This is a genomic window from Halomonas sp. TG39a (assembly GCF_000744395.1).
Lineage (GTDB): Bacteria > Pseudomonadota > Gammaproteobacteria > Pseudomonadales > Halomonadaceae > Vreelandella > Vreelandella ventosae_B.
On sequence record NZ_JQLV01000001.1, the window covers coordinates 347,822 to 374,490 of the forward strand.

Annotated in this window: 22 protein-coding genes and 1 pseudogene; 15 read left to right on the forward strand and 8 right to left on the reverse strand. The window is 54.8% G+C overall.

Annotated elements, in window-relative coordinates:
* Positions 1–158: 158 nt before the first annotated feature.
* From U738_RS01620 to U738_RS01645, 6 genes are all read right to left on the reverse strand, one after another.
* On the reverse strand, positions 159–1,268 hold the full coding sequence (locus U738_RS01620) for a pyridoxal phosphate-dependent aminotransferase (RefSeq protein ID WP_035576696.1): 1,110 nt from the start codon (positions 1,266–1,268) through the stop codon (positions 159–161).
* A 22-nt stretch (positions 1,269–1,290) separates the two neighbouring features.
* Positions 1,291–2,673, reverse strand: a complete 1,383-nt coding sequence (locus tag U738_RS01625; RefSeq protein WP_035576697.1) for an FAD-binding oxidoreductase — start codon at positions 2,671–2,673, stop codon at positions 1,291–1,293.
* Between the two features lie 64 nt (positions 2,674–2,737).
* Complete coding sequence (locus U738_RS01630; protein WP_035576698.1) at positions 2,738–4,378, reverse strand: ABC transporter ATP-binding protein; 1,641 nt, start codon at positions 4,376–4,378, stop codon at positions 2,738–2,740.
* 9 nt (positions 4,379–4,387) lie between these two features.
* The gene (locus U738_RS01635; RefSeq protein WP_035576699.1) at positions 4,388–5,221 is read right to left on the reverse strand and encodes an ABC transporter permease; all 834 of its coding nucleotides are present in this window, start codon (positions 5,219–5,221) and stop codon (positions 4,388–4,390) included.
* Complete coding sequence (locus U738_RS01640) at positions 5,218–6,198, reverse strand: ABC transporter permease (protein WP_035576701.1); 981 nt, start codon at positions 6,196–6,198, stop codon at positions 5,218–5,220. The genes U738_RS01635 and U738_RS01640 overlap by 4 nt, the downstream gene beginning before the upstream one ends.
* A 76-nt stretch (positions 6,199–6,274) precedes the next feature.
* On the reverse strand, positions 6,275–7,831 hold the full coding sequence (locus tag U738_RS01645) for an ABC transporter substrate-binding protein (protein ID WP_035576702.1): 1,557 nt from the start codon (positions 7,829–7,831) through the stop codon (positions 6,275–6,277).
* Between the two features lie 210 nt (positions 7,832–8,041).
* On the opposite strand from U738_RS01645, the gene U738_RS01650 reads away from it, so the two are divergent.
* Together U738_RS01650 and U738_RS01655 are read left to right on the forward strand one after the other, a co-directional pair.
* Entirely contained in the window at positions 8,042–8,767 is a 726-nt protein-coding gene (locus U738_RS01650; RefSeq protein ID WP_035576703.1) for a GntR family transcriptional regulator, read from the forward strand.
* A complete protein-coding gene (locus U738_RS01655; protein WP_035576704.1) occupies positions 8,745–9,782 on the forward strand; it encodes a histone deacetylase family protein in 1,038 nt (345 codons plus the stop codon). The genes U738_RS01650 and U738_RS01655 overlap by 23 nt, the downstream gene beginning before the upstream one ends.
* Here U738_RS01655 and U738_RS01660 read toward each other — a convergent pair.
* Positions 9,779–10,084: a helix-turn-helix domain-containing protein gene (locus tag U738_RS01660; protein ID WP_035576705.1), complete on the reverse strand. Its 306-nt coding sequence runs from the start codon at positions 10,082–10,084 to the stop codon at positions 9,779–9,781. The two genes, U738_RS01655 and U738_RS01660, sit on opposite strands and share 4 nt — an antisense overlap.
* A gap of 203 nt (positions 10,085–10,287) precedes the next feature.
* On the opposite strand from U738_RS01660, the gene U738_RS01665 reads away from it, so the two are divergent.
* The 12 genes and pseudogenes from U738_RS01665 to U738_RS01720 all read left to right on the forward strand — a co-directional run bounded on the left by U738_RS01665 (position 10,288) and on the right by U738_RS01720 (position 25,114).
* Entirely contained in the window at positions 10,288–13,953 is a 3,666-nt protein-coding gene (locus U738_RS01665) for an ATP-binding protein (RefSeq protein WP_035576707.1), read from the forward strand.
* A complete protein-coding gene (locus tag U738_RS01670) occupies positions 13,950–14,585 on the forward strand; it encodes a condensin complex protein MksE (protein WP_035576708.1) in 636 nt (211 codons plus the stop codon). The genes U738_RS01665 and U738_RS01670 overlap by 4 nt, the downstream gene beginning before the upstream one ends.
* On the forward strand, positions 14,582–15,826 hold the full coding sequence (locus U738_RS01675; protein ID WP_035576709.1) for a hypothetical protein: 1,245 nt from the start codon (positions 14,582–14,584) through the stop codon (positions 15,824–15,826). Before U738_RS01670 ends, U738_RS01675 begins: the two co-directional genes overlap by 4 nt.
* Positions 15,823–16,692, forward strand: a complete 870-nt coding sequence (locus U738_RS01680; RefSeq protein ID WP_035576711.1) for a DUF7281 domain-containing protein — start codon at positions 15,823–15,825, stop codon at positions 16,690–16,692. Before U738_RS01675 ends, U738_RS01680 begins: the two co-directional genes overlap by 4 nt.
* Positions 16,693–16,878: 186 nt before the next feature.
* Positions 16,879–18,006 carry a DUF4297 domain-containing protein gene (locus tag U738_RS01685; protein WP_035576712.1) on the forward strand — a complete coding sequence of 376 codons (1,128 nt, stop codon included), beginning with the start codon at positions 16,879–16,881 and terminating at the stop codon, positions 18,004–18,006.
* The gene (locus U738_RS01690; RefSeq protein ID WP_035576713.1) at positions 18,003–19,712 is read left to right on the forward strand and encodes a hypothetical protein; all 1,710 of its coding nucleotides are present in this window, start codon (positions 18,003–18,005) and stop codon (positions 19,710–19,712) included. Before U738_RS01685 ends, U738_RS01690 begins: the two co-directional genes overlap by 4 nt.
* A gap of 159 nt (positions 19,713–19,871) precedes the next feature.
* Positions 19,872–20,108 (forward strand): annotated as a pseudogene (locus tag U738_RS01695) (MBL fold metallo-hydrolase); the annotation flags it as partial.
* 83 nt (positions 20,109–20,191) lie between these two features.
* Positions 20,192–21,037 (forward strand): EamA family transporter, encoded by an 846-nt coding sequence (locus U738_RS01700; protein WP_035576715.1) that lies wholly within the window; start codon positions 20,192–20,194, stop codon positions 21,035–21,037.
* Between the two features lie 396 nt (positions 21,038–21,433).
* Positions 21,434–22,276 (forward strand): hypothetical protein, encoded by an 843-nt coding sequence (locus U738_RS01705; protein ID WP_035576717.1) that lies wholly within the window; start codon positions 21,434–21,436, stop codon positions 22,274–22,276.
* Between the two features lie 77 nt (positions 22,277–22,353).
* Entirely contained in the window at positions 22,354–22,881 is a 528-nt protein-coding gene (locus U738_RS01710) for a protein-tyrosine phosphatase family protein (protein WP_050713884.1), read from the forward strand.
* Positions 22,882–23,526: 645 nt separating this feature from the next.
* Positions 23,527–24,000: a GNAT family N-acetyltransferase gene (locus U738_RS01715; protein WP_035576718.1), complete on the forward strand. Its 474-nt coding sequence runs from the start codon at positions 23,527–23,529 to the stop codon at positions 23,998–24,000.
* A gap of 151 nt (positions 24,001–24,151) precedes the next feature.
* A complete protein-coding gene (locus tag U738_RS01720; protein WP_035576719.1) occupies positions 24,152–25,114 on the forward strand; it encodes a ribonuclease Z in 963 nt (320 codons plus the stop codon).
* A gap of 41 nt (positions 25,115–25,155) precedes the next feature.
* Here the strand turns inward: U738_RS01720 and U738_RS01725 are convergent, their stop codons facing one another.
* Positions 25,156–25,566: a hypothetical protein gene (locus U738_RS01725; protein WP_035583067.1), complete on the reverse strand. Its 411-nt coding sequence runs from the start codon at positions 25,564–25,566 to the stop codon at positions 25,156–25,158.
* 215 nt (positions 25,567–25,781) lie between these two features.
* On the opposite strand from U738_RS01725, the gene U738_RS01730 reads away from it, so the two are divergent.
* Positions 25,782–26,663 carry an alpha/beta fold hydrolase gene (locus U738_RS01730; RefSeq protein ID WP_035576720.1) on the forward strand — a complete coding sequence of 294 codons (882 nt, stop codon included), beginning with the start codon at positions 25,782–25,784 and terminating at the stop codon, positions 26,661–26,663.
* The last annotated feature ends 6 nt before the right edge of the window (positions 26,664–26,669 follow it).

A 26,669-nucleotide genomic window follows, 5' to 3' on the forward strand; every position in this document is an offset into this window, starting at 1 on the left:
GAAAATGTTCCCAACCATTCCGGCATTCCCGCCATCCATGGCGGTCAGATGACAAAAGTAGCGCCCAGGGATGGGTTCACAGCGCCCTCGCGGAAACCTGCCCTCGATGCTTACAGCTATCTGCATGCATACATCCTTTATCAAATTTACTAATTTAATCAGGCGTGCTCTTTAATAGCCTGTTCGAGAGCATCCAATCTCCCCGGCTCCAGCGCGGCTTGCACGGCGGTAATGCGTATTACATTGGCAAGCTCTGGGTGCGCCAAACGAGCGACCAAAACGCCTTCGGCGAGCAGTTGCTGGTGTACCTCGGCGGCGAGTTCCGCGCTAGGTAGGCGAATGCCGATAAAGTTGGTGGCGCTGGGGAGTACGTCGGCACCAAGTGCGCGAAAGTGCTCAGCCAACTGTTCACGCCGGGCTTTTACATCAGCGACGTGTTGGTGAACTTCGTCAGGGTGATCAAGCACCACTTCCGCAGCGGCCAGGGTCAATGACGATACTGCGTAGTGAATACGCACCTTCATCATCATCGCTAGCACTTCAGGATCGGCGATGGCGTAGCCAATGCGTAGGCCCGCCAGACCGTGAGCCTTGGATAGCGTGCGTAGGCGAATCACTCCCTGTATTGCTTTAGCAGCGAACTCGCTACCTGCGTCATCGCGGAAATCCCCATAGGCTTCGTCCAACAACAGCCAGCAGGTATCGGGCAGCGCATCGCGCAGCTTGAGGATGTCGCTGTCGCTGTGTAAGTGGCCGCTGGGGTTATCCGGGTTGGCCAGATACACCAGTCGTGCGTTTTCCTGATGGGCAGCGGCGGCTAGAGCTTCCAGGTCGGGGGCCAGCACGCCGGGCGCTTCATAATAGCTGGGCTCTACCAGGTTACAGCCCTGGCCTTTGGCAAAATAACCCAAGGTGGGGTAAGTGCCTGCGGTGCTCACCACGGTTTCACCCGGTTCGCAGGTGGTGCGCAGGGCCAGGGCAATCAAACTATCGGCACCGGCATCTACCAGCAGGGTTTCAAGCGCCATACCCTGTTGTTCGCTAATACGTTTGCGAACACCCAGCGCCTCGGCGTCGCCGTAGCAGTAAACGTGTTCGACCAGGGCATCGCCAAAGTGATCGCGCAGGGCGCGGTGAGGCATATCCAGGCCTTCGTTAGAGCCCAGCCGATGGGGGATCACCTTGCCAAGTCGGCGTTCTAGCACCTTAATGCCCGGAAATGGATTAGCAGGGCCTTCACTCAGTAAGTGGTTGGGGTAGCGGGGCATGTTGATATCCTAAAAACAATTATTAACTCAATATTTTACCGCGATTGAGAAGGCAATGTGGGTCTAGCGCCTGCTTGAGCGTATGCATCAATTCAATCTCGGCGCTGGAGCGGCAAGTGGCGAGCCAGGGGCGTTTCTCCAGGCCAATGCCGTGTTCTGCGGAGACTGAACCGCCCAGTGTGGCCAGCGGCTGGTAAACCATGGCTTCAACCTCTCGCCGAACTTCGATCTCAGCACTCCCCACGCTAACGGAAATATGCAGGTTGCCATCGCCGAGATGGCCAAATACCACCAGTTTCGCCTCTGCCCAGCGCTGGGTTAGCTGCGCTTCCAGGGCATTGGTGTAGCGCTGCATATCGGCAATCGGCAGGCTGACATCGAAGGTAAGCACCGGCGCCAGGCCTTTGACCAGCCCCTCAATATCCTCACGAATCGCCCATAGCCCATCGCGCTGGGTAGTCGACTGTGCAATCACCGCATCGACAATCAGCTCGCTCTCTAACGCACTTTCTAATGCTTCGCTGAACTGAGTGGCATTGCGCTCGGTGTCGCTGCCCAGGGACTCAATAATCACATAAAACGGGTGCTTGGTAGCAATAGGTGGGGTATGACGCCCCAGGGTTTCAGTCAGCAGTCGGTAGTGGTTTTGCCACATCACTTCAAAAGCACCCAGGCCTCCGCCAAGCGCTTTGCCCATATGGCTGAGCAGCCCGGTGAGTGCCTCAAATGAGGGGCAGGCCACCATCGCGGTTTGTTCACTAGGCGTGGGTGGCTGCAGGCGCAGTACCGCGCGGGTCACAATCCCCAGCGTGCCTTCGCTGCCGATAAACAGCTGCTTCAAATCGAAACCTGCGTTATTTTTCAGCATGCGGTTCATGGAGCTGACCACCCGACCATCGGCCATCACCGCCTCTAGGCCGAGCACCTGCTGGCGCATCATGCCGTAGCGAATGACCCGGACACCCCCGGCGTTGGTGGCGATATTGCCGCCAATGGTGCAGCTGCCCCGGGCGCCCAGATCCAGCGGAAATTGCAGCCCGACCTCTTTAGCGGCTTCCTGAACCCGTTGCAGTGGTGCCCCGGCCTGAACACTAAGCGTACCGCCTACCTGGTCTATCTCTTCAATCGCGGTCATCCGCTCTAGCGATATCACCAGCTCATCTGGGCTCGCCTCAGCGCCGTGTACCAAGCCTGTTAGGCCACCGTGGGTCACCACTGGCTGCTGCACCTGATGGCAAGCGCGCATCACCGCGGCGACTTGTTCGGTATCCGCCGGGCGTACAATAGCGCCTGCCTGGCAGGGCGCGCCGGTCATCCAATCGACACTGCGGCTACTAACATCGTCGCCCGTTAATACGTGGGTCGGGCCGACGATGGCGCGCAGAGCCTCCAGGGTTATGTGCATGTGTGTTCCTTAACGTGTCTTGTCCATTCGGTAAACTAGCTTTTGAAAAACCTGCTTTGCAAACTTATGCGGTTGCCGCCACGGGCGCTTCGCGGCCGGGAATTGCCTTGAGCAGGTCTTGGGTATACGCCTCACGTGGGGCGAGGAAAATCTGCTCGGCGCTGCCTTGCTCTACAATCCGGCCGTGCTGCATCACCACAATACGGTCGCAAATTTGCGCGGCGACGCGGAGATCATGGGTGATAAACAGCAGCGATAACGAAAGCCGCTGTTTAAGCTCCTCCAGCAGTTCCAACACCTGGGCCTGAATCGACACATCCAGGGCTGAAACGGCTTCATCTGCGACGATCAGCTCGGGGTTGAGCGCCAGCGCACGGGCAATGCCGATGCGCTGGCGTTGGCCGCCAGAAAATTCGTGGGGGAAGCGCTCCACGGCGCTGGCGCCCAAGCCCACCATGTCGAGCAGTTCGCCGGCCTGTTTAAGCGCCGCGGCTTTGGGTGTGCCGTTGGCAATCGGCCCCTGGGCTATCGCCATGCCCACTTTGGTGCGTGGGTTGAGCGAGGCGTAGGGGTCTTGGAAGATCATTTGCACCCGGTGGCGTTCTCGGCGCAGCGCATCGCCTTTGAGTTGGGAAAGGTTCACCCCATCCAACAGCAGTTCGCCGCTGTCGGGGTGCTCAAGGCGTACCACGCAGCGCCCGAGGGTGGACTTGCCGGAACCGGATTCGCCTACGATGCCCACCGTTTCACCCCGCGCCAAGGTGAGCGATACATTCTCAAGGGCGCGCACTTCCCGGGCAGGCTTAAACAACCCGCCTCGGGAGCGAAAGACTTTATTGAGCTGCTTGATCTCCAGCAGCGGAGCGACTTGGCTGGTCTCCCGGTGGGGCGGCACCGCATTGCTGGGAATCGCCGCAATCAACGCTTGGGTATAGGCGTCTTGAGGGTTCTCAAGCACCGGCTTGGCGTCACCCAGCTCGACAATCTTGCCGTGTCGCATGACGCAGACGCGATTGGCAATTTCGGCCACCACGCCAAAGTCGTGGGTGATAAACATCACCGACATGCCGCGCCGCTGCTGAAGGTCGCGAATAAGCTCCAGAATCTGCGCTTGCGTGGTGACATCCAGCGCCGTGGTAGGCTCATCGGCAATCAGCAAAATGGGCTCCAACGCCAGTGCCATGGCAATCATTACCCGCTGGCGCTGGCCGCCGGAAAGCTCAAACGGATAGGCGCGAATGGCCTTCTCCGGCTGGGGAATACCCACTTCGATCAACAGCTCCAGCGCGCGGGCCTGGCGCTCTTTGGGGTTGAACTGGCCGTGGGCTTCGAACACTTCGGCAATTTGCGCGCCTACCCGCATCAGTGGGTTAAGGGCGGTCATCGGCTCCTGGAAGATCATGCCAATTTTTAGCCCGCGCAGGGCGCGGTGCTGCTTTTCCGTCAGGGCAAGTAAATCCTGCCCTTCAAAGAGTATCTCGCCCTGAGTGGCGTTCACGCCCTTGGGCAGCAGCCCCATCACGGCGTTGGCGGCCATCGATTTACCGGAGCCGGACTCGCCCACCACGCACATGATCTCCCCGCGCTTCACCTCGTAGCTAACGTCCTCCACCGCCAGGGCGCGATCCGCTCCTTTGGGGAGCGCAATGTTCAGGTCGCGAATGCTGAGGACGGTGTCAGCCGATTGGTTCTCTGTAATAGGCATATAAAGTCCTTAGCGCTCGCGTGATAGTTTGGGGTTTAAAGCGTCGTCTAGCCCTTCACCCACCAGGTTTAACGCGAGTACCGTCAGCAGAATCGCCACCCCCGGGAAGAAGCTTAGCCACCACGCCTGGCGAATCACCGTGCGCGCCGCGCCGATCATATAGCCCCAGGACATCACGTTAGGGTCGCCCAGGCCGAGAAACGACAGCGCCGACTCCAGCAAAATCGCGGTGGCCACCATTAGCGATGCCAGCACGATAATCGGCGACAGTGTATTGGGCAGAATTTGGCGCAGAATAATCGTGCTGTTGGACTGGCCGACCAGGCGCGCGGCTTCGACATACTCGCGGTTGCGCAGCGACATAAATTCAGCGCGCACCAAGCGGGCCACCGGTGGCCAACTGACAATTGCAATCGCCAGCACAATCGAGGTGATGCTGGGCTGCATGATGGCCACCAGTACAATCGCCAGCGCGAAGTTGGGGATGGTCTGAAAGAACTCGGTAAAGCGCATCAATATGTCGTCAATGATGCCGCCGTAGTAGCCTGCAATGGCTCCCAAGGGAACGCCAATCAGCAGCGCCACGCTGGTGGATACCAGCCCAATCAGCAGCGATACCCAGGCGCCGTGCATCAAGCCCGAGGCCACGTTGCGGCCCATGGTGTCGGTGCCAAGCGGAAAGCCATCTTGGGATAGCGGCGGTAAAAAGGGCCGCTGCACCATGCGCCAGGGCGATTCAGGAAACAGCAGTGGGGCGAGTATCGCCATGGCAATAATCAGCAGCAGGATAATCAGCCCGACGAGGGCGCCACGGTTTTGCGCGAAGCGTGCGAAAAAGCTCATGAGGCCCCCTTCTTGATGCGTGGATCAGCCAGGCTGTACACCAAATCGGTGATGATATTGAAGACGATGACCAAGGCCGCCGAGAAGAAGAAAATGCCCAGCAGCAGGTTGTAGTCGCGCTGCTGCAACGCTTCGAACATCAGCCGCCCGATGCCGGGCCAGGCAAACACGGTTTCGGTCAGAATCGCCCCACCGACCATCTGTCCCGCCTGCAGGCCCGCTAGCGTAATGATCGGCAGCAGGGCGTTACGCAACACATGACGCCGCTGAATAATGCTGGGCTTCAAGCCCTTGGCGCGGGCGGTTTTGACGTAATCCTGCTGCGCGGCATCCAGCATCGACGTGCGCGTCATGCGGGTGTAAATCGCCATAAAGAAGAGCGCCAGGGTGGTCGCCGGGAGCACTAGGTGCTTGGCAACGTCGAGCACCAGCGCAAACCCCGTATGGCCTGCCCCCACGGTGTAAAGTCCGTAGGCGGGCAGCCAGCCCAGGTAGACGGAAAACACCACCACCGACATCAGTGCCACCCAGAACAGCGGGGTGGCGTAGAACACCAGCGCCAGCGCCATGATGATCGAGCCGGAAGGCTTCTTAACCCGTGACGCGGCCATGGAACCCGCCACGATGCCCAGTACCAGCGAAAGCACAAAGGCGGTGCCGGTGAGCAGCAGGGTGGCGGGCAGGCGCGCCATAATAAGGTCAAACACCGGGACGCCCAAGCGGTAGGAGTAGCCAAAATCGAGCATGGCAATGCCCGACACATAGCGCCACAGCTGCACATACATCGGCTGGTCGAGCCCAAAGCGCTCGCGCAGTTGGTTGAGAAACTCCTGATCCGCGGCACCCGCTTCACCGGCCAGAATGGCGGCCGGGTCACCGGGGGCCAGCTGAATCAGCAAGAAGTTAAAAATAACGATTAAAAACAGCACAATCACGGCTTTAAACAGCCGCATCAGAATGAGGCGCGCGTAAACCATAAGTCGTTTCCTGACGAATACCTTCAAGACATAGCTAAAAAACCCAGGTAGCTCGCGCTACCTGGGTGGCTTGGGTTTAGCGATCTAGCCAAGCATCTTTAAAGCCGTCGTTGACACCCACGCCGGAGGTGACGAGGTTCTGCACATCACAGCGGTACAGGGTCGGGAAGCCCAGTTCCATCAGCCAGCCAACGGGCACGTCTTCATGGAGGATTTCCTGTACTTCGCGATAAAGTTTTTCGCGCTCTTCGTCGGGGAAAGCCGTGGCGGCCTCGTTGAACAGCTCGTCGACGCGCTCGTTTTCGTAGCCTTCCACGTTATTCCAGGGCGAACCCTTGGCAATATTGTCGGAAAGGTAGGTGCGTGAAATACCCAGTGCCGGGTCGCCGTACTGGTAGAGATAGGTAAAGGCGAGGTCGTAATCCCAATCGCCCAGGCGCTGGTTCCAGCCGCCTACGTCGGTGGCCTGGGTTTCAACGTTAATACCCACTTCGCGCAGGTTCTGCTGCACGGCTTCGGCCCAGCGTGTCCAGGTTTCCCCATAGGGCAGCGGCAGAATGGTGATCTCTTCCCCGTCGTAGCCCATTTCATCCAGTAGCTCACGGGCGCGTTCGGGGTTGTGATCGTAGGGTTCCAGGTCATCGTTCTGGAAGCGTGCATTGGAGCCAAAGGCGGAGAGCGGTACATTGCCCAGGCCGTTCCACAATACATCTTTGGCGAACTCGCGATCCATGGCGTACATCACCGCCTGACGGAAACGTTTATCCGCCGTGGGGCCTTCGCGGTTGTTCATCCACAGCATGGCAAAGGGGCTGAAGTACTCGTGGCCCTCTTCGGTCATGCAGACGTTATCCATCTCGGCCAGGCGGGGAATATCGAAGTTCTCGACGGTACCGCTGGGCAGCACGTCAATGGTTTCGTTCTCAAACGCCACCGCACGGGATGCACCGTCGGGAATGATGTGCCAGTTCACGCCATCCAGGTAGGGCAGGCCGTCTTCGTAATACTCTTCGTTTTTGACCAGCTCTATGACCGTGCCCCGCTCCCAGTTGGAGAACTTAAAGGGGCCGGTACCGATGGGGTGATCGTTGTGCTCGTTATCGCGGAAGTCGGTGCCCGCGTAGAGGTGCTCGGGCACCATGGTAAAGGTGCCCGCTTCAAAGGAGAGCAGGAAAGGCCCGAAGGGTTGGGTCAGGGTAAATACGACGGTGTGGTCGTCGGTGGCTTCGATGCTCTCCACGTGCTGTAGCACGGCGCGGGCACTGGGGTTCAACTCACGGTGGAAGACATCGGCGGAGAACACAACGTCATCGGCGGTAAAGGCTTCGCCGTCGTGCCAGGTAACGCCTTCACGCAGATGGAAGGTGTAGGTGCGGCCATCTTCACTGACTTCCCAAGACTCCGCCAGTTGCGGCATGGGCTCTAGGTCGGTGGTATAGCGCAACAACCCTTCGTAGATATTGCCTGCCACGGTGCGGGTAGGGGCGTTTTGAATCATGCCCAGCACCAGGCCTGGCGGCTCGGGCTGAATGATGGTGTTAACGACACCCCCTTCTTTAGGGTCGTCTGCCATAGCGGCGGAGGTAAAAGCGAGTGCTGCAGCGGAAATAGCCAAAGCTAAAGGTTTTTTCATGTTTCCTGCTCCTCGGTTATTAGCACGTAATGAGGTTACGTAGTCGTTAGGCGAGCGAGGCGTGTCAGACCCGGTTGTGATGTTTGTTAGGGATCTGTTTTGACCATAGCAGTACTTGGTAAAACTGTCGACAGTCGGCAATCGTTCGTCGACAAGTGGCTTTTTTTCGTCATACTGGGAAGAACACGTCATATCCCATGAGTGAATGCGATGGCCTCACCAACGGCGGCTCCCAGGGCCTTTATCCAGCAGCAAAACTTGGTAGAGCAAGTAGCTGACTATTTAACCCAAGCGATTATTCAGCAACACTTTTTACCCGGCGAACGGCTCTCGGAAGTGCAACTCTCCCGCGACCTGGGTGTTAGCCGTGCGCCGGTGCGTGAGGCCGCTCGTTTGCTGGAAAGCCGTGGTTTATTGATCTCGAAACCGCGCCGAGGCTTCTTTGTTCGCGCGTTGAATGCCGTTGAACTCGAAGATGTCTTTGATTTGCGGCTCTGTCTTGAGCGCCACGCAATTCACCGCCTAGCCGAACGCTATACCCCCGATGCCCAGCGCGCGCTTAAGCAGCAAGTAGAGGTGCTATGTGAAGCGGCAGCTGGGAACGATGGCACCCGTCGCATCGAGGAGGATCTGCAGTTTCACCGCCTGATGCTGCACTACGCGGGCAATGAGCGGCTGTTGCGCGCCTTTGATGATCTGACCCATGAACTGCGCCTGTGCATCACTCTAATTACCAAAACCCATGAAGCCCCCGACACCATTGCCACCAGCCACTTTAAACTGCTCGACGCGCTGGATAGCGGCAGCCCTGCCGCTTGCCGCGAGGCGATTGACTACCACATAGGCGTTGCTCGTGATTTTGTGGTCAAGGGTGTAGGCGAAACCGGAGATAGTTCTGATGAAGATAGTGCCGATGAAGACGTTCTTCCACGCTGACCAACTGCTTCATCAGCCGCAAACCTACTTCTCCCGGGGCAAAATGCGCACGCCCCAGGAAGTGCCTGAGCGCGCCACGCACCTGCTGGCCGCCGCCAAGCGGCTGGGCTTTGATATTCAAGCACCCGAAGATTATGGCGTGGCACCGCTCAGAGCAGTGCATTCACTGGCCTACCTGCGCTTTCTGGAAAGTGCCCATCGGCGCTGGCATGCCCTTGGGGAAGACTGGGGCGAAGAGGTGATTTCCAATATTTTTGTGCGTTCGCCCAATGCCCTGCACGGCATATTAGCGGAAGCCGGACGCTATATGGCTGACGGCAGCGCACCCGTGGGCCAGCACACTTGGCAGTCGGCTTATTGGTCGGCGCAAAGCGCGGTCGCCGGGGCTGAGGCTTTATTGGCGGGCGAACGGTTCGCCTATGCGTTATCGCGCCCGCCGGGCCACCACGCGGGCATCGACTCCGCCGGAGGCTTCTGCTTTCTCAACAATGCCGCCATTGCCGCGCAGCACCTTACCTCGCGCTACCCCCGCATCGTCGTGCTCGACCCCGATATGCACCACGGCCAGGGCATTCAGGAGATTTTCTACCAGCGCGATGATGTGATGTATATCTCGATCCACGGCGATACCACCAACTTCTATCCCGCAGTAACCGGCTTTGAAGACGAGCGCGGGCAGGGCGCAGGGCTGGGCTATAACCTCAACCTGCCAATGCCCCATGGATCAGAGGAGTCGGTGTTCTTTGACCGCCTGGAACAAGCCAGCCAAACCATTCGCCTGTTCGAACCTGACGCCATCGTGCTGGCGCTGGGATTTGATATCTACGAACTCGACCCTCAAGCCAAGGTCGCCGTTTCTACCGCGGGTTTTGCTGAGCTTGGCCGCAGAGTAGCGGGCCTGAACGTACCCACGCTGGTGGTGCAGGAAGGCGGCTACTACTTGGAAGGGTTGGAGGCCAATGCAGTGAGTTTCTTTGAGGGGCTGCTGGGCGGAGTAGAAAGTAATAACGATTAAGCCAGTATTTCCAACCCCTTTTCGGCCACCAGGTTCAGCAGCTTAAGCGAAGGGCCATTGGGTTTCTTCTGGCCTTGTTCCCACTTTTGAATCGTGGACACACTGGTATTCAGGTAGGCCGCGAACACGCCTTGGCTGGCGTGATTCTTGGTGCGAATCCGCTTGATTTGTATGGCTGTGTACTCTTTTACAGGCGGCAGGCAGAGCGCATCGAACTCGCGCAGCGTGGTTTCTTTCATCACACCAGCCGCGTTAAGATCTTGAGCCGTTTCATGCACCATATCTAAGATTGATTTATCCATCGTTTTTTACCTCAATCAATGCGCCATGCTTAATGGCTTCGGTTAATGCTTTGTCATTGTAATTCTTATCATTAATATATAGCACTTAGTGCTATGTTAGCGCCCCTATGTTTAGCCGCGTAGCCGCTTTGGTCTGTGTCTGGCAATATAGCCACTTTCAGCGATCAGCATAACGATCCGATTAGTAAACGAAAGGACACGGCATGGCCCACCTGCTACGCATCGTGATGATTCACGGCCACCTGGAAGGGGTGGTTGAACTGAGTGTGGACGGTCACACCAATATTTGCGGCACCAACGCCTCCGGTAAAACCACGCTACAGCGGCTGGTGCCGGTGTTCTACGGCGAATTACCCAACAAGGTCGTGCCCAAAACGCGCATGAAGTTCGATGCGTTTTACCTGCCTAATCGCAACAGCTACCTGGTGTACGAGTACCGCCGCGAAGCGGGCAATATCTGCCAGGCGGTGCTGACCCGCAAGGCCGAGGGCGGGGTGGAGTATCGCTTTGTCGGCGCGCCCTACCAGCCGGAAGACTATCTGGTGGAGAGCGACGCGGGCGTGGCGGCGCTGGACTACACCCAGTGGGCCAGCGGCCTGCGACGAAATGGTACGCCGGTGTCGCCCAAGCTGGGTGCTACCTCTGAATTTCGCTCGGTGATCCAGAACGACTTTACTCAACTGCACGGCAACAGCCGCGACGGCCTCAAGCTGCGCCAGATCGCGTCGCAGTTCAGCCTTGTGAAACCCGAGCGACGCATCCGCCATATCGAAAAGCTGGTTTCTGCGGTGCATGCCAAAGAGGGCAAGATGGACACCCTCAAAACCATGCTGGCGGCGATTTTCGAAGAGGATGGCGTTGAACTCCCGGTAACCCGGATTCGCAACACCAAGGCGCGGGAGTGGATTGCCCAGATGCGCCAATCCATGCGCCTGGAACCGCTGCAGGCATCGCTGGCCCGACTTGCCGGTATCGACCGTGAACTCGCCGACCTGGATGCCACGCTCTGGCAACTGAAACCCCAACTGGAAGACGACCGTCAGAAAGCAGAGCGCCGCATGGCCGATGTGGATGCTGAGCTTGCCCGCCACCAGCGCGAATTCCAGCAGCGGGAAAGCGACTACGCAGAAGCGCGGGATAAGCTGAACGACAGCCACAGCGAAGTGGTTAGCGATCTGCAGCAGACCCAGCGCCGCCTCAACGACCTGCAAACCCAGTACGAGCACTACGCTGATGCAGACATGCCCGCCCTGGAGCGTGACATCAACGCGCTGCCCCAGTGGCGGGAGCAGCGCGACCAGCTGCGCACCCACCTGAACGTGATGCAGGACGCGGTAAAAGAGAGCCAGGCGCGCCTGGATGGGCGGCTGCGCGAGCTTTCCGAAGCACTGGCCCGCCAGACCCGTGAATCCCAGGAGCTGATCGACGCCCTGGTCGAAGAGAAAGCCCTGCGTCGGGAGCAGCAGTGGGAATCCGAACAGCAGCTCAACGAACGCTATCAGCAGGAGCGCCAACGCCTGGAGGGCGAGTACCAGGCGCAGCTGGAACTCGGTGTCGAGCAGCTAGCTGAACTCAAAGCGCAGCTCTCGCTATCGACCCAGACCGCCGAAGAGGCATCCGAAGCGGAGCTTGCCCAGGCGCGCCTGGATCAGGCCCAGCAGGAGCGCAACGCATCGGCCGCTACCCTGGATGGCCTGCGCCGGGAGTTTGAAAGCCGCAAACGCGAGCGCGACAGTGCCGAACAACAGCTGGTGCAACTTCGCCAACAGCTGGAGCGCGCCGAGCAGCGCTGCTTTGCGCTTTATCAGCAGCGCGACCCGGAGCAGGGCAGCCTGCGCCACTTCCTGCGCTACCACCGCCCCGGCTGGGAGCAGCAGCTGGGCAAGGTGATTGCCCCGGAGCTACTGGAGCGGCGTGACCTCGCCCCGCAGTTGGCGGAAGGCGCGAGCGATGACTTGTTCGGGCTGGCGCTGGATCTTTCCGCCATTGCTTTGCCGGATTACGCCCAGGATGAAGCCAGCCTGCTGGCCGCCATCGAAGAGGCGGACACCGCCAAACGCCGGGTGCAAACGGAGAGCCAGGCCGCCGAGAAAGCACTCAAGCAGCAGAACGAGCGGGTGCAGCAGGCCGATGAAGCCCAGGATCAGGGCCGCATGGCCCACAAACGCGCCGAGCAGGAAGTAGAGTTTGCGATAGAGGCCCGCCGCCAGCAGCAGGAGCGCCACACTAAGCGCCAGCAGGAGCGTCGCGCAGCCCATCAAACCGCGTTAGCCAGCCAGGAGCAGGCACAAAAGGAGCTGCGCGAAGAGAAGCAGCAGGCGCTCGTCGCGCTAAGCGAGACCCATCAAAGCCAACTGCTGGAGCTAAAAGCCGACGGCCAGAGCCAAGTGGATAGCCTGGATGCCCAACTGCGCCAGTATAAGCAGCAGTTGAGCGACGCCAACAGCGAACACCAGCGCCAGCGCGCGGAACTGGAAGAGGCTTTTAGCCAGGAGCTGGCCGAGCAGGGCGTCGACCCCGCCAAGCTAAAAGATACCAAGGCGCGGCTGGCCAGCCAGGATGAACGCATCCGCGTCACCGCCGCCCGCCAGGATGAACTCACCGAATACACCCGCTTTATGCGCGTCGAGTGGGGGCAGCATAAGCCGCAGCTGGTCGCCCAGGAAGCCGAGCTGGAGCAGGCGGAACAAAAGCTGCAGCGCGATAAAGAACACCTGAAAAATGACTTTCAGGCCGCGCGCAAAACCCACCAGAGCACGGTCAGCACGCTAAAAACCCAGCGGGAGAGCCAATACGCCTGCCTGGAAGCCTTGAAGCCGCTACTCACCCAACTGGAAAGCTTGGCCATCGAGCCCGACGGCCAAGCGCCCGGTACGCCACTGGGCGATGTGGACGAGCGTATCGAGCGCGCCCGCCAGGCATTGGGCAATCGCCACCAGCTCATCGAGCAGCTGCGCCGCGGCTGCCTGGAGGTCGAAAGCCAACTGATCAAGGACGCCAGCAGCGGATTCGCCGAAGCGCTGGAGAGCGAGCGCAGCAAACTGCAGAGCGACAACCCGCGCCTACAGCTGCCGCTACTGCGCGACATGCTTAAACTGCTGGAAGATCAACAGCAGCAGCTGATTCAGGAAGGGCGCAACCTCAGTGACGACCTGGATAAGTTCTTCACCGTGTTCCGGGATTTGAACCGGCGCATCAGCGCCCAAAGCCGTAGACTTTCCGAAGAAGTCGCCGATGACCTGCGCCTGGAAGGCATCACCAAGGCCGAAGTGCGCATCCAGTCCACCATCGATGAACTGGGCTTCTGGGAGCCGCTGAAGCTGTTCGCCCAGCGCTATAAAGAGTGGCGGGAATCCGGCCAGACGCTACCCAGCGACGACTACCTCAACGCCCTAGCGGACGTGGTCGATTTGCTGCGCAGCGACCAGCAGTACAGCTTCGAAAGCCTGCTGCGTCTGGAGCTGCACCTGAACGAAGGCGGCACCGATCTAGTGATCAAGAACGACCGCCAACTGCTGGAGTCCTCCAGCCACGGCATGGCGTATCTGATTCTGTGCAAGTTCCTACTCGCCTTTACCCGCCTGCTGCGCGGCGATGCGGACATCGCCATCCACTGGCCCATCGATGAGATTGGCACCCTGGCGTACCACAACGTCGAAAAACTGTTCGACGCCTGCGACAGCAACCGCATTCATATCGTCGGCGCGTTTCCCAACCCCGAGTCCGATGTGCTGCTGCTGTTCGCCAACCGCTACCTGATCGATCGCGATGAGGCTAACCCCAACAAGCGGGTATTAAAACGCATCGAGCCACGGCTAAGCCGCCTGGCCGAACGGCTCCAGGAACATCAGCAGGAGGTGACGGTATGATCGAACATGGCCCACTGCTAGAGCGCCTGCTGGCCGGGGAGTTTGTCTGCCCGATCAGCGATGAGAGCGGCTATCGCCATCTCACCAATGAAGAGACCCGGGAAGAGATCGATACATACCTGCGGCCGCTTAACCGGCGGCTGGCCAGCAACGAAGACGGCAGCGTCTATTTTCTGGCCTGGCGTCAGCTCAATGACAACGCTCGGGATCAGCTCTCCCGCCAGCTCGGCGATACGCTCAATAGCCTGTTGCCGCTGCTGGAGTGGCTGCAACTGGTTCAAGAGGCCCTGGGCCGCGACACCCTGGCCGCCCCCGGCGATGTGCTCAAGCCCGCCGAATTCAGCGCCAAGTGCGAAGACAACCAAAGCCTGCGCGAACGCCTGGAACGCCTGGCCACCGACAGCTTTTTTGGCTCGCAAAGTGACCAGCTCGATGCCCAGGTTAAGCAAGTCTTCAAGCGCCTGAAAGAGCACGGCTATCTGCTTCAGCCCCACGCCGAGCGGCAGGTATTCGTGGTCACCGGCAAGATCGACTACCTGGTGGATCTGGTGCGCTTTATTCGCGATGAAGAGAACCTTCCCATTGAAGAGGGTAGCGAGGAGGGCTCCGGTTCCCAGGAGGCCCTGTTGTGAGTTCGAACGGAGAACATGCCCTGGAAAGCCGCCTGCTCAAAACCGGCAGCGAACGGCTGGCGCTGCTCGGCAAGCACGCCGATGTACTGATGCAAGCCTACACCCGCGATGAAGTGCCGCTGGAATCGCTTAGCGATAGTGCGCTGCGCAAGCTGCTGGCGGCGCGCATTCTATGGCGGCCGGACGAGCAGAGCGGTGTGAAGCTGGCGCCCAAGGTGCGCGAACTGATCGCCGAAATGCTCGCCGACGAGACCCGCCGCCATGTGAATGCCGATGTAGCGGAAACCCTGGAGCTGATTCGCGCCCTGGTACACAGCTACCGGGAGGCGCGCAGCCGCGGCGAGCACTGGCGGCTGGAGCAGCAGTTAATGCGCCTGCGCCAGGAAGTCGATGACCTGAACGGGCGCTTCGCCGATGCCATCGACAGCCTATGGCAGCGGCTGAATAGCGATTTTGGGTTCGTCAGCCAGCTCAACGACAAGATCCGCGAAAACGACCGCGCCCAGAAGCAGATCGCAAGGCTGCTGGATGGCCTGGCTCTTATCGACTTCGACGAGCTGATCGAGCTAGTGGGCAGCGACGGCAGCCTGCGCAAGCTATTGATCAGCCAGCTTCAACAGCAGTTAAGTAACCACTACACCGGCCTGCGCGAAGTGCAGCGGCGCTTGATCGAACTAATGGCACGCTTTCGCAAACAGCAGGCGCGCAGCCGCCTGATCAGTGGCATGGCCGCCTTTATGCGCGAACATCCCGGCTTTGTGCCGGGCAACTACGCCCGGCGCAGCGAGGTACCAGGGCTGGTCAATCAAGCCGCACCGCTAAGCGCGGCGGCCGCCCCGGCGCTGGATCGCAACCTGGATAGCCGGTTGCTTGCCGAGCTGCTGCACCAGCTACCCCAACCGCGTCACACCACGCAAACGGTTGAAGCGGCGGCCCCAGCACAAGCGCAAGAGAGCAGCCTCGCCGCCGCCCGCCAGCAGGCGCTCAAGCAGGATGTAGAACACTTCTATTTAAGCGTGATCGACCAGCCCCAGGCGGAACCGATCAGCGCCCTTGAGTACCTGCGCGAAAGCCCGCTGGAGTGGCCGGATGAAATTTGGCTCTTCCAGGTGATTTCCGAATACCAAGGCCTGCCGCGCAGCGATCAGAAAGCGTTCCGGCTCAAACAGCAGGAGAGCCAGGCCAGCCAATTCAATCACCTGCGCCTGATCCACGATGTAGAACTGCAGCTGGCCGTATGAACCTACCCAGCCGCGCACGCAATGGCCTTAACGGCGTCGCCCGTGAACTTCTCCGCCAACCCACGGTGGAGAAGCCCCGCCGCCAGTGGGTAGACGACGTAGTAGCCTGGTGCCACCAGCACGACATTGACCTGGCCACGCGAATCAACAGTAAAGCGCTGCGTTTTGACGCCGCCTTTCTGGCGCAGATTAATGACGTATTAGAGAGCGCGCGAATAGCGCCGCTAGGCCGCTCGCTCAGCGGCCTGACCAGCAGCGCCCAGGCGAAAGAGGGCGTAGAGGAAGACAAGGCAACCCGCGAAAGCCCCCGTGGACGAAGGGTACTCGTCAGCTTTCCGCCGCAGCCAACAACCGGGCTTGCCAACGAGCCACGCGCTATTCGTGACGTGGATGTGCATGCGTTAAAGCTGAGCGCCTTTAGCGCCCTCATTCAGGTAGAAAACCTGGACAGCTTCTATGAGTTTTCGCCGGAACTCCCAGCGCTAAACGGCTACACAAACCCGCTGGTCGTATACCGCGGTGACAGCCACTACGGCGGTGGCTTTGTGTTACTGGTTGATGCTTGGCACAAAACCCGCCGAACACACATCTACGCCGGTGACTTCGATGTTAAAGGCGTCACGCTAGCGCTCGACAGCAACGCCACGCATATACTCCTGCCCGGCATTGAATGGCTTACTCAAAACGCCACGCCATTGCATGTGCCTGCTGAACAGTTTTCTTACCAGCGTAGGCTGCGCAAACACCTCGCTGCGCTGCCAGCCGCTCATCCATTGCGCGACTACCTAACGCTGCTGCTGGAAAAGCAGCGGGGGCTTAAGCAGCAGTGGTTTGGTGGGGAGATGGTTTGTGTGGCGCTTAGCTAGAATTGGGCGGAGCAAAACACGATGGCGCGAATTTTGGCTATAACGCCGAAATTTGCTTTGCAAGCAGAAGAGTCAATGGGGTAGGGTCGAACGAGATGGCTACATAACCTCAATGACCGTGCCAGCGCGTTCATTGAGGTTATGCAGCCTGGCATATAATCAATGTTAGGCCTCAAGGAAAGTATCGTGACATCCAGTGCTCTGAACCAGTTTTCTAACCTCCCCCCAAGAGAAACTGCGGGATCGAGCTCGTCGAATCGTTTCGACTACCAGAAAAATTGGTCAATCTGCCATTTTCTAGAATTACATGAAGATGGACAAAATTACTTGGTTGTATTTGATCACCACGAAGACATTGTGGTCTTCAATCACGGCAGAACCCCAGATTCTGCTTGCTTCTACCAAGTCAAATCTAAGAAAAGTGGAAAATGGACTATTGCTAACTTAGCAAAATGCACGAACAAAGATCACGAGTCATCAATACTTAGAAAACTTTATAAAAATTACGAAAATTTTCCGGATTTCACAGTAAAACTGGCATTTATTTCGAATCAAGGCCTCAGTACAAAAGATAATAAGTCTGGTAAAAAAGCTGTTTTTTCGGAATTATGCTTCTCTGAGATGCATGCTGATGAGAAGTCAATTTGCGCTTATGCATTAGAAGCAGAAAATAAATCACATTCGAATTTGTCTGGCTTAAACCTCTTCGAATTTGAGCGTACGTTACTGACTATTGAAGATCATGTTAATCAGACAAAAGGAAAACTGTCTGATTTTTTTGAAAAGCAATTTCCCTACGAAACAGTAAATATAGGCTTAGCTTACAGAGCGGTTTTCGACGAAGTGAGGAGAAAAACAAATTTCGAGAACACTGGAGTCAGATCACACAGCCTAATTAAGGAAAAAAGTCTTTCTAAAGAAGAATTTGACAACATGCTTGCGGTAATGGTAGGTCAAAGAAGTAATGCTCAGTTATGGAGCGATGCATGTTCAATACTCCTTAACGAAGGTTGTAACGGATTGACATTAAAAAACATTAGGAAGGCATGGAATCAAGTCTTAGTAGATGAAATGAATTCCAGTAATGAACAATTTATAGATGTATCAGAGCTTGTTCAATCAACAGTAAACATCGCAGCTCAAAGTGGCAACAGCACGATTATATCGCTTGCTGCTGAAGTTGTGGAAAAGCTTGATCCAGCTGAGTCTGCAGTATTCGACACCGTCAAAATAGCGGCAATGATTTGTAGGGAGATAACCAGAAATGAACCATTACAGGAAATTAGTTCGGAATCTGAGGAGCAAAAGCCATGAAAAAATTGCTGTTAAAAAGCATGCTTCTCGTATCGCACGTAGAAAAGAAAGCTCTGAAGCTAAAGTTCGATCCTGATATCACCCTTATCCAAGGGGATAATGACACTGGAAAGTCGTCTGTAATTAAAACTTTATTGTCAACATTTGGCGCGGAACCGCCAAAAATACATCGAAACTGGAAAGCTGCGGACATTGGGTCATTAGTTCACTTTAAACTTGATGAAGAGAGCTACTCTATATATCGTTACAGAGGTGCCTTTTCTCTTTTCTCAGAGGAAGGCCAGCTAATAGGCTCATACGAAAGCGTCACCAATGAACTTGCGCCTGCGCTGGCGAAGTTGTTCGGCTTCAACCTCAAGATTACAAACAGGCAAGGGCTTCAAGAGACGCCACCCCCAGCATATATGCTTTTGCCCTTTTACCTTGATCAAGACAAAGGTTGGTCAGGAACATGGTGCTCATTCAATAAGCTCGGACAGTATGCAAACTGGAAACAAACATTAACCAGCTATTTTCTCGGTCTAAGGCCCGATGAATGGTACGCATTAAATGCGAGAATAAAAATTCTGGAGCAAGAAAAGCAAGAACCCTTGAGGCAGTTAAAGTCAATCGAATCTATTGAACTAAAAACTATCAAAGAGCTTTCTTCAGTCGATTTCAATATTGATTTAAATGAATTCAAAAAAGACATTGAACGACTTGTTTCAAAATGCAACGAATTGCAGAAAAAACAAGCTCAATACAAGCATAGAATCTCTGAAACTAGGACAGAACAAATCCGCCTTGAAGCTCAGATAGAAATTGTTGCTCATACCCGCGATGAACTGAATGCTGATTATTCCTATGTTCAATCAAATTTAGAAAAATTAGTAGATTGTCCAACTTGTGGAGCAGAGTATGAGAACTCATTCACGGAAAGGTTTGCAATAGCTCAAGATGCTGAAACCTGCACAGATTTGCTCGCGTCGCTTCGCGAAGATTTAACGCGAACCAAAAAGGAAACTATATCTATCCGGGCAGAATTAGAGAATGCTTCTTTTACAAAACGTTCAATCGATAAAATACTTGCCCAAAAGCGTGGAAAATTAAAAATTAAAGATGTCATCGATATTGAAGGCAAGAAATCTCTCATGAATCACCTAAAGAAAGAAGCTGAAGATATCAAAATTCACCTAGGAGAAGTTGAGCTGAGTCAAGCTGCCCTAAAAGAATCGGCAGACAAGTTTGATGATGCTGATAGACGCAAAGAAATAGTTCGAGAATATGGGGAAAGGTTTGAAAAAAATGCTAGAAGGTTGCATGTCACAGGATTAAGTGATCAGGTGTTTAAAAACGTAAATGCGTCTATTGATGAAAGTGGAAGTGACCTTCCAAGAGGCGTATTGGCATACTTTTTTTCAGTTGCCTCTCTTGTAATAGAGGGCAGTGGGAATTTGAATTTTCCTCTTGTTATTGATGCTCCGAATCAACAGGAGCAAGATCAAGGAAACCTCTCCAACATTCTTAACTTTATAGTCAGCAACAAACCGAATAAAAGCCAACTAATCCTCGGTTTGGTAGATGATGCTAACATCGAGTTTCCCGGTAGCAGGATTCAATTCAAAAAGAAGCATGAAGTTCTTGATTCTACAAAATATGCTACTTATGCGAAGGAGGTTCGACACTATGAGTTGGCGCATATGTCCGGAAATTCCGAGTTAGATTGATGCCCAACAATGCCTTGTAGTCGACCCACTTTCCTCTGGTCATTCGCTACAAGCGAGGGGTTGGAGGCAGGTATTAAGCACTACTGGTTAAATTTAGCGATCTGGCAATCCACTGCCTTGTTCCCAAAGAGAGCGCATAAGCGAGAGCACGAACAAGCCATGAACTTACTCTTCCTCGGCACATCCGCCGGTGTGCCCACTAAGCAAAGAAACGTCTCCGGGTTTGCTTTGCGTGAGAGCAAGGGTCAGGACTGGTATCTGATCGATTGTGGTGAGGGAACCCAGCATCAGGTGTTGCACACAAAGCTGTCGTTTCATTCACTGAAAGTCATCTTAATTACCCACGTGCACGGCGACCACTGTTATGGGCTGCCGGGCATACTGGCGAGTGCAGCCACCTACGTGCATCGTAATTTGGACTATGCTGGGAAAACTAGTTTTTCTTAACGTAGCATCCTGCCGCTCAAGGATACGATGACATGAGCCTAGAAATAACAATGGTTGTACTGCTCGCCGCCATCTTTAACGCCAGTTGGAATGCGATCGTTAAAGTGAGTGGCGACAGGATCGCCGTCATGGCGGTGATCACCCTGTTGGGCAGTCTGGTTTCTGCATTCGCTCTGCCTTTTGTTACGCTCCCCGATCCTGCAAGCTGGCCGCTACTTGGCTTAGCCATTTTGATTCATACCGCATATCACTTTTGTTTGCCCATGGCTTACCACTATGGCGATTTTGGCCAGGTCTATCCCATCGCGCGTGGATCGGCGCCTTTACTCGTTACCCTTGGCGCTGCCGCGTTCGCTGGCGAAATGTTGGGTTTTGTCCCGTTACTCGGTGTGCTGTTTCTCGGGGTTGGCGTGATGTCGCTAGCGTTCGATACAAGCACCGGTATTACCAGCAATCCCCGCGCTATCCTCCTTGCTCTAGGTACTGGTGCCTTTATTGCTTCCTACACTCTGGTGGGTGGCCTGGGCGCACGACAAGCTGGCTCGGTGCTCGGCTTTGCTGTTTTATTGACCCTCGGCAACGGCTTGCTGACGTTTGCGATTGCTTTGACATGGAAAGCCACGGAGATAAAAAGAGTTATATCCAGCAATTTGGCACCCGCCGTTGTCGGCGGTGGAATGCAGGTCGGTGCGTATTGGATCGTTATCTGGGCCATGGCCTACGCCCCACTCGGCATGGTCTCGGCGCTACGCGAAACCAGTGTGCTGTTCGCGGCGCTTATTTCCACCATCATTCTAAAAGAAGGCTTCGGCGTGTGGCGGTTTGTTTCTTCAGGCCTCATCGCTTGCGGCATTACGTTGACACGCTACAAGCCTTAATGAATGCTTCGTGCCGCTAATATTGCTTATCAGCTTCGCGATCGCCAAACATTTCGAACACCGCCAGCGGCCTCTCAGTTAGTTTTAACCTTGCTCGGCTCGGTTACTCTTATCCATAAAATCGAAGCGACTCTTTCACTGTGATAACAAGACCTGCCCGCAATATGCCATCGTCTGAATACTCATTTCCATGAGTAAAGTATTATTATATCTGGAAAAGCGCGCAGTTAAGCGAATTTTGGATATTTTATCACCAAAATTGGCTTTGCTCTCAGGGGAGGCAATGAGGTAGAGTCGAATAAGGAGGTTACATAACCTCAATGACTGCGCCGAGACGTTTATTGAGGCCCTGGAGCCTTCCGTATAATTACTGCTAAGCTTGAGTATGGAATCGAAATGAATATGCCCTTCTCAATTGATAAAGAGTCATTCAGTAAGTCCTTAGAAGAGGCTGGCATAAGAAAAGTGGCTTTTGTTTTCCACCTGAAAGTTAAAGATCTTAATGGCTATAGTAAGTTTTTGAAAGAGAGTGAAAATAGCTTCAATAGCAAAAGGCTGTTTCGAGTTAAGGCAGACCCTGTTGCACGAGAAGGGATGTGGGTAGATGAAATTATCATTGATGAGTTTCCATCCACTCAAGCAGCTTTCAAGTTTCTTTCGACCTTCGATGAAACTCTAGATCAGGTTTGCGCTGAGCATACCGTTCTTGCAATTGAACCAGAACCATCAGCACTGTTTTATATGGTTAAGATCATCTCTAGGGGTGTTCGGTTGTTCAAAGGTATCACCGACAAAGGCATCCCTACAGCAACATGGAAGGCCGAGAATAACGCAGTCTGGCCCGATGAGAATCAAATGAAAGTAGCAAGAGCCCAAAATCTTGACGAGCCTCTTTTTGTTTACAATTTGAATAAATATAAACCGAAAGCAGAATATAATAATTCTTACGAGGTCACAAAGGGTATTAGCGGCAAACAGGCCTATGACCGCTACTCCAAAATTGCGGGATTTGAATTGCTGCGAAGGGGCGCATATCCAGTTTATGGTGGGAAGCCCCTTGGGTTATTCAGCAGTGACAAGGAGTGTATGCTAGCTGATCGCTGGGATCATTTTATATTTGTACGCTATCCTCAGCGCCGTAACCTTCTGGCCACCATTGAGAGTGATGAATTTCACAAAGGTGAAGTTCATCGCGACGCTGGGTTGGAACGAGTCGCCATTTTTATGGCAAAAGCCTAAAAAGAAAAATTAACTCGGATCCAAATTTCGCTGCGCTACATTTGCACCGGTTATTTGAAGTGTTGGGGAAACTGAATATGAAGCACTTATTCTGGCTCATTGAAGGGGCTCTTGCAGGACGACCAGGGCCTAATAATGCGGCTTGGGATCCTCAAGAGTTGTATAACGGTGGTATTCGTGCAGTCCTCACCCTAAACCGCGGATATGGGGTTGATGTTACCAGTTTGGAGGCTGTTGGCATCGCTCATAAAAGAATTCCAATTCTCGTCCAGGAACCCCCGCAGCCCGATGCGTTTGAAGTTGCTTGGCCTGCTCTGGAGGAGACAAGCCGCTGGGTATGGGAGCAGATTCAGAGTGGAAACCCCGTGCTTGTACACTGCACTCATGGTAAAGATCGTACGGGCCTTTTATTGGCCTATATACTTGTTCGATATTACGGCCTAGCTTCGCAAGAGGCCATTGCGCATGTTCGCCGCGTGCGGCCGATTGCACTTACAGCGGTTGGGTGGGAGCAGTTTGCGAATGATTTTCTCAGGCTATGTCAGTCGGAAAGTGCCTTTGAGAAAACCGTCATTATTTCATCCCAACCAACGCTTCAGTCGTGATGCAGAGATGAGACTCCCAGAATTTGCTACCCACTACTATCTACCTGAGATTGGCCCATTTCGGAGTCTCTCCGAACTTCCAGCGGGCTCAAAAGATCCAATCTTCTTAGATCTTCTGACGCGTCATCAGCGTGATCCCGGCTATCGACGGCGCTACGGCAGGAACTACATTGAAGTTCGCAGCAAGGTTGAAGCTCGGCTGCGTGAACTTTTCGTTGCGCGAGGAGGTAAGCCGCGCTGTCGTCATCCCTATTATCTCGTGCTTGGAGAATCTCCTTGGTTTCGTGATTTGAACGCTGACCAAAGTGAGCTGAAAATACCTCTATTGGAGCTTGATCCTGAAACAACGTCCTTGACCTATCCGGATAGCTTTGTTGCGTTATCCGAGGCGATAAGCCTTACTTCAATCAAGTGTTTTTGCTTAGCGAGGTGAGCGAAATCGTTGAGCGGTTTGGGGTTCCTGATAATGATCAGGTGGTTCCTTATGAGCGATATTGGGAAACTGATTTTGAACTCTATATTGAGGTGCAACTTTGGGACATTCCACCTGGATTCAAACCATAACAAGACCCGTTACGCCGACGCCTACTCTATTGCGGCTTCGCCGCCATTTTGTAACCGCGCATTTTGAACGGCGTTAGACATATGAAAACAACTCTGCGAACACCCGTAAAAACCGATTATGACGCTATTGCGACTTGGATCAGTGATGAGAAGGCCTGTGCTCGCTGGGCTGGCTCATCCGTGCCGTTTCCCTTTGTTGCAGCCAATTTGCCTGAGCTACTCGCTGTAGAAGGTTGCTCTAACTATTGTTTATCCGATATCGATAACAACTGCGTTGGTTTTGGCCAGTTCTGGCCCGGAAAGCAGGGCTCTGTTCATATCGGGAGGATTATCATTTCGCCTGAAGCAAGAGGGAATGGCGCAGGCCGCTTGCTTTGCGAAAAGCTCATCGAAAAGGCCAGGCAATTAACAGTCGCATCGACGGTTACGCTGCGTGTCTATCGAGATAACCATGCTGCTCGTTCTTTGTATTCAAGCCTTGGCTTCTTTGTTATCGAGTCTGAGTCTACAGATGACTTATTGTTCATGAGTACAACGGCTAATGATGATGCATAACTTACCGTATCCCCACTTCACTCTAGTCTGAGCGTTTTTCTCTCATAAATATGATCCATGGGCGCCCTATGGTTAATTTGTATGTTCTTCGCCCTTTGGAAGTTCAGGCCCTTGCTTCTCAAGCGGAGGCGTAATAAATGACGAGCAAACTATGAACTTACTGTTCCTCGGCACCTCCGCTGGTGTACCCACTAAAACCAGAAACGTCTCCGGGGTCGCCTTACAAGAGAGCAAAGGGAAGGGCTGGTACCTGATCGATTGTGGTGAGGGCACCCAGCATCAGGTTTTGCACACGAAGCTGTCTTTCCATTCGCTGAAAGCCATCTTTATTACCCACGTGCACGGCGACCACTGCTATGGGTTGCCGGGCATACTGGCGAGTGCGGGAATGGGTGGCCGGAAAACGCCGCTGACCATTGTGGCGCCCGCAGGCATCAAGGCATGGTTGGATGCTACCTGTGAGGTCACGCAGCTATGCTTGCCCTTCACCCTGGAGTTTATCGCCTCGGACGAGCTGCCAAGCGTTGAGTTTGAAAGCATGGCGGTTACCACTTCCAGGCTTTCACACCGGGCGCCGTCCTACGCTTATGGATTTACGGAGACAAAAGTCGACGCCGCCTTGGACGTGGATAAGCTAGCGCAAAAGGGGATTCCGAGGGGGCCGTTGTGGGGGCAGTTGAAGCAAGGGTTTGATGTTGTGTTTGAGGGTGAGCTTTTAAAAAGCCATGACTACCTGATCTTCAAGCACAAGCCGAGAAAAGTGGTGATCGCTGGGGACAATGACCAGCCTGACTTGTTGTTTGCGGCGTGCGCGGGCGCACAGGTGCTGGTGCATGAAGCCACCTACACCGAAGAGATGGCCCAGAAGGCCGGTGATGTGGGGCATAGCTACGCCAAGCTTGTCGCGGCGTTTGCCGAATCGGTACAGCTGCCCAACCTGGTGCTGACGCACTTTAGTCCCCGTTACCAGCTCAACCCCCATGCGTCGCCTTCCATTGAAGACATCCGAAACGAGGCCCAGCGCGCCTATTCGGGCTCGCTTTACCTGGCGCGGGATTTTGGCGAATACACTTTGGATAAAGCGGGCCAGTTTTCTGAACTGGCGGGTGATTAACCGACTTCATCCCGCCGCCCCTGGAGTGTTTGCCGCGCAGGTCAGTCGCGGCAATAGCCTTCACCTGTTGCGACTACCAAGCAGTCTTCCTTTTCCAATAGCCATTTCATTCCGGTGGCTTCGCCGTCGCCCGCACTAAGCAGCTGTGGGCCGCCCTCGCGGTTGAAGCGAATGCCCTCGGCGGTGGCCTGTCCTTCAAAGGTGCCGACTTGGTCGTCATCCAGGCCGTAGCGCATGTGAAGGCGATAATGGCCCGGGCCTGCAGTCTCGTCCTTGCTGATTTCCAGGAATAATCCTTCAACGCCAATCCATCGGCCAACCCATTGGTCGGTCATCTGGTGGTGAGCGGTTAACGTACCTGAGGCCGGTGCGCCTGATGCGGCGGTATTGCTGTTTTGGGCGCACCCGCTGATAAGTAATAGAGCGCTGAAAGCTAACGCTGTTGTAAGCATGGTAATAGGCTGACACGCTTTTATAATGCACATAAGATTACCACTGAAGTGCCGCCAATGCTGATGCATAAACCTCCCCATCCTAGTGAAGGATTACGTGAGCTTTGCTTGGAGCCTTAGGCCTTACTGTTACGGAGCATTGGGAGTAAGCCGCAAACAGATGAGCATCGTGCTGAACGGTAATGAGACCATGAGACATTAAGGGGGCAGCGACCATGTTGAAGCAGATCGAGGCGGGCGTTTTGAGCATTGCCTATTTTGATAACGGCCCGCCAACCGGGACGCCAGTGTTTCTTCTTCACGGCTTTCCATATGATGTGCATGCATATGATGCGGTAAGTTCTATTTTGATTTCAAAGGGCTGTCGTGTAATCGTGCCTTATTTGCGTGGATATGGATCAACGCAGTTTTTAAGTTCAGATACCCCACGTTCCGGTCAGCAGGCAGTGCTTGCTCATGACCTTCTTGCATTGATGGATTCACTTGAGATTTCGAGGGCTGTGCTCGCCGGATATGACTGGGGTGGTCGTGCTGCATGTATATTGTCTGCTCTTTGGCCTGAGCGTGTTCAAGCACTTGTGTCGGTAGGTGGTTATAACATTCAGGACATTCTAGGATCGACTAACCCTCAGATTCCAGAAAATGAATACCGTTATTGGTATCAGTACTATTTTCACTCTGAAAGAGGGCGGGCAGGGCTATCTCAAAACCGTCGTGAGCTCTGTAAACTTCTTTGGCAGCTTTGGTCGCCTACCTGGAGTTTTACGGACGAAGATTTCAACCAGACAGCTATCGCATTTGATAATCCAGACTTTGTTGACGTGGTGATTCATTCATACCGGCATCGCTTTGGTCTGGTTCCTGGAGACCCTTCAGCCGAAGAAACCGAACAGCGTCTGACTAAGTTGCCCAAAATATCCGTGCCAACTATCTCGTTAGATGGACACGACGATGGCGTTGCCCCTTTAGCCGGATCTGCGGATCATCATCATTTCTTTACCGGACAGTATGAGCACAGAGTGATGCCCGGGGTTGGTCACAATTTCCCGCAAGAAGCGCCACGAGAATTTTCCGAAGCGGTATTGTCTACAATATAAGAGGAA

Excerpts from the sequence above, each read along its gene's own strand:
- U738_RS01670 (WP_035576708.1), top strand. The coding sequence starts at position 13,950 with ATGATCGAACATGGCCCACTGCTAGAGCGCCTGCTGGCCGGGGAGTTT.
- U738_RS01715 (WP_035576718.1), top strand. The coding sequence starts at position 23,527 with ATGAAAACAACTCTGCGAACACCCGTAAAAACCGATTATGACGCTATT.
- U738_RS01655 (WP_035576704.1), top strand. The coding sequence starts at position 8,745 with ATGAAGACGTTCTTCCACGCTGACCAACTGCTTCATCAGCCGCAAACC.
- U738_RS01710 (WP_050713884.1), top strand. The coding sequence starts at position 22,354 with ATGAAGCACTTATTCTGGCTCATTGAAGGGGCTCTTGCAGGACGACCA.
- U738_RS01680 (WP_035576711.1), top strand. The coding sequence starts at position 15,823 with ATGAACCTACCCAGCCGCGCACGCAATGGCCTTAACGGCGTCGCCCGT.
- U738_RS01660 (WP_035576705.1), bottom strand. The coding sequence starts at position 10,084 with ATGGATAAATCAATCTTAGATATGGTGCATGAAACGGCTCAAGATCTT.
- U738_RS01640 (WP_035576701.1), bottom strand. The coding sequence starts at position 6,198 with ATGGTTTACGCGCGCCTCATTCTGATGCGGCTGTTTAAAGCCGTGATT.
- U738_RS01625 (WP_035576697.1), bottom strand. The coding sequence starts at position 2,673 with ATGCACATAACCCTGGAGGCTCTGCGCGCCATCGTCGGCCCGACCCAC.
- U738_RS01630 (WP_035576698.1), bottom strand. The coding sequence starts at position 4,378 with ATGCCTATTACAGAGAACCAATCGGCTGACACCGTCCTCAGCATTCGC.
- U738_RS01730 (WP_035576720.1), top strand. The coding sequence starts at position 25,782 with ATGTTGAAGCAGATCGAGGCGGGCGTTTTGAGCATTGCCTATTTTGAT.
- U738_RS01650 (WP_035576703.1), top strand. The coding sequence starts at position 8,042 with ATGGCCTCACCAACGGCGGCTCCCAGGGCCTTTATCCAGCAGCAAAAC.
- U738_RS01645 (WP_035576702.1), bottom strand. The coding sequence starts at position 7,831 with ATGAAAAAACCTTTAGCTTTGGCTATTTCCGCTGCAGCACTCGCTTTT.
- U738_RS01690 (WP_035576713.1), top strand. The coding sequence starts at position 18,003 with ATGAAAAAATTGCTGTTAAAAAGCATGCTTCTCGTATCGCACGTAGAA.
- U738_RS01620 (WP_035576696.1), bottom strand. The coding sequence starts at position 1,268 with ATGCCCCGCTACCCCAACCACTTACTGAGTGAAGGCCCTGCTAATCCA.
- U738_RS01725 (WP_035583067.1), bottom strand. The coding sequence starts at position 25,566 with ATGCTTACAACAGCGTTAGCTTTCAGCGCTCTATTACTTATCAGCGGG.
- U738_RS01700 (WP_035576715.1), top strand. The coding sequence starts at position 20,192 with ATGAGCCTAGAAATAACAATGGTTGTACTGCTCGCCGCCATCTTTAAC.
- U738_RS01635 (WP_035576699.1), bottom strand. The coding sequence starts at position 5,221 with ATGAGCTTTTTCGCACGCTTCGCGCAAAACCGTGGCGCCCTCGTCGGG.
- U738_RS01665 (WP_035576707.1), top strand. The coding sequence starts at position 10,288 with ATGGCCCACCTGCTACGCATCGTGATGATTCACGGCCACCTGGAAGGG.
- U738_RS01705 (WP_035576717.1), top strand. The coding sequence starts at position 21,434 with ATGAATATGCCCTTCTCAATTGATAAAGAGTCATTCAGTAAGTCCTTA.
- U738_RS01720 (WP_035576719.1), top strand. The coding sequence starts at position 24,152 with ATGAACTTACTGTTCCTCGGCACCTCCGCTGGTGTACCCACTAAAACC.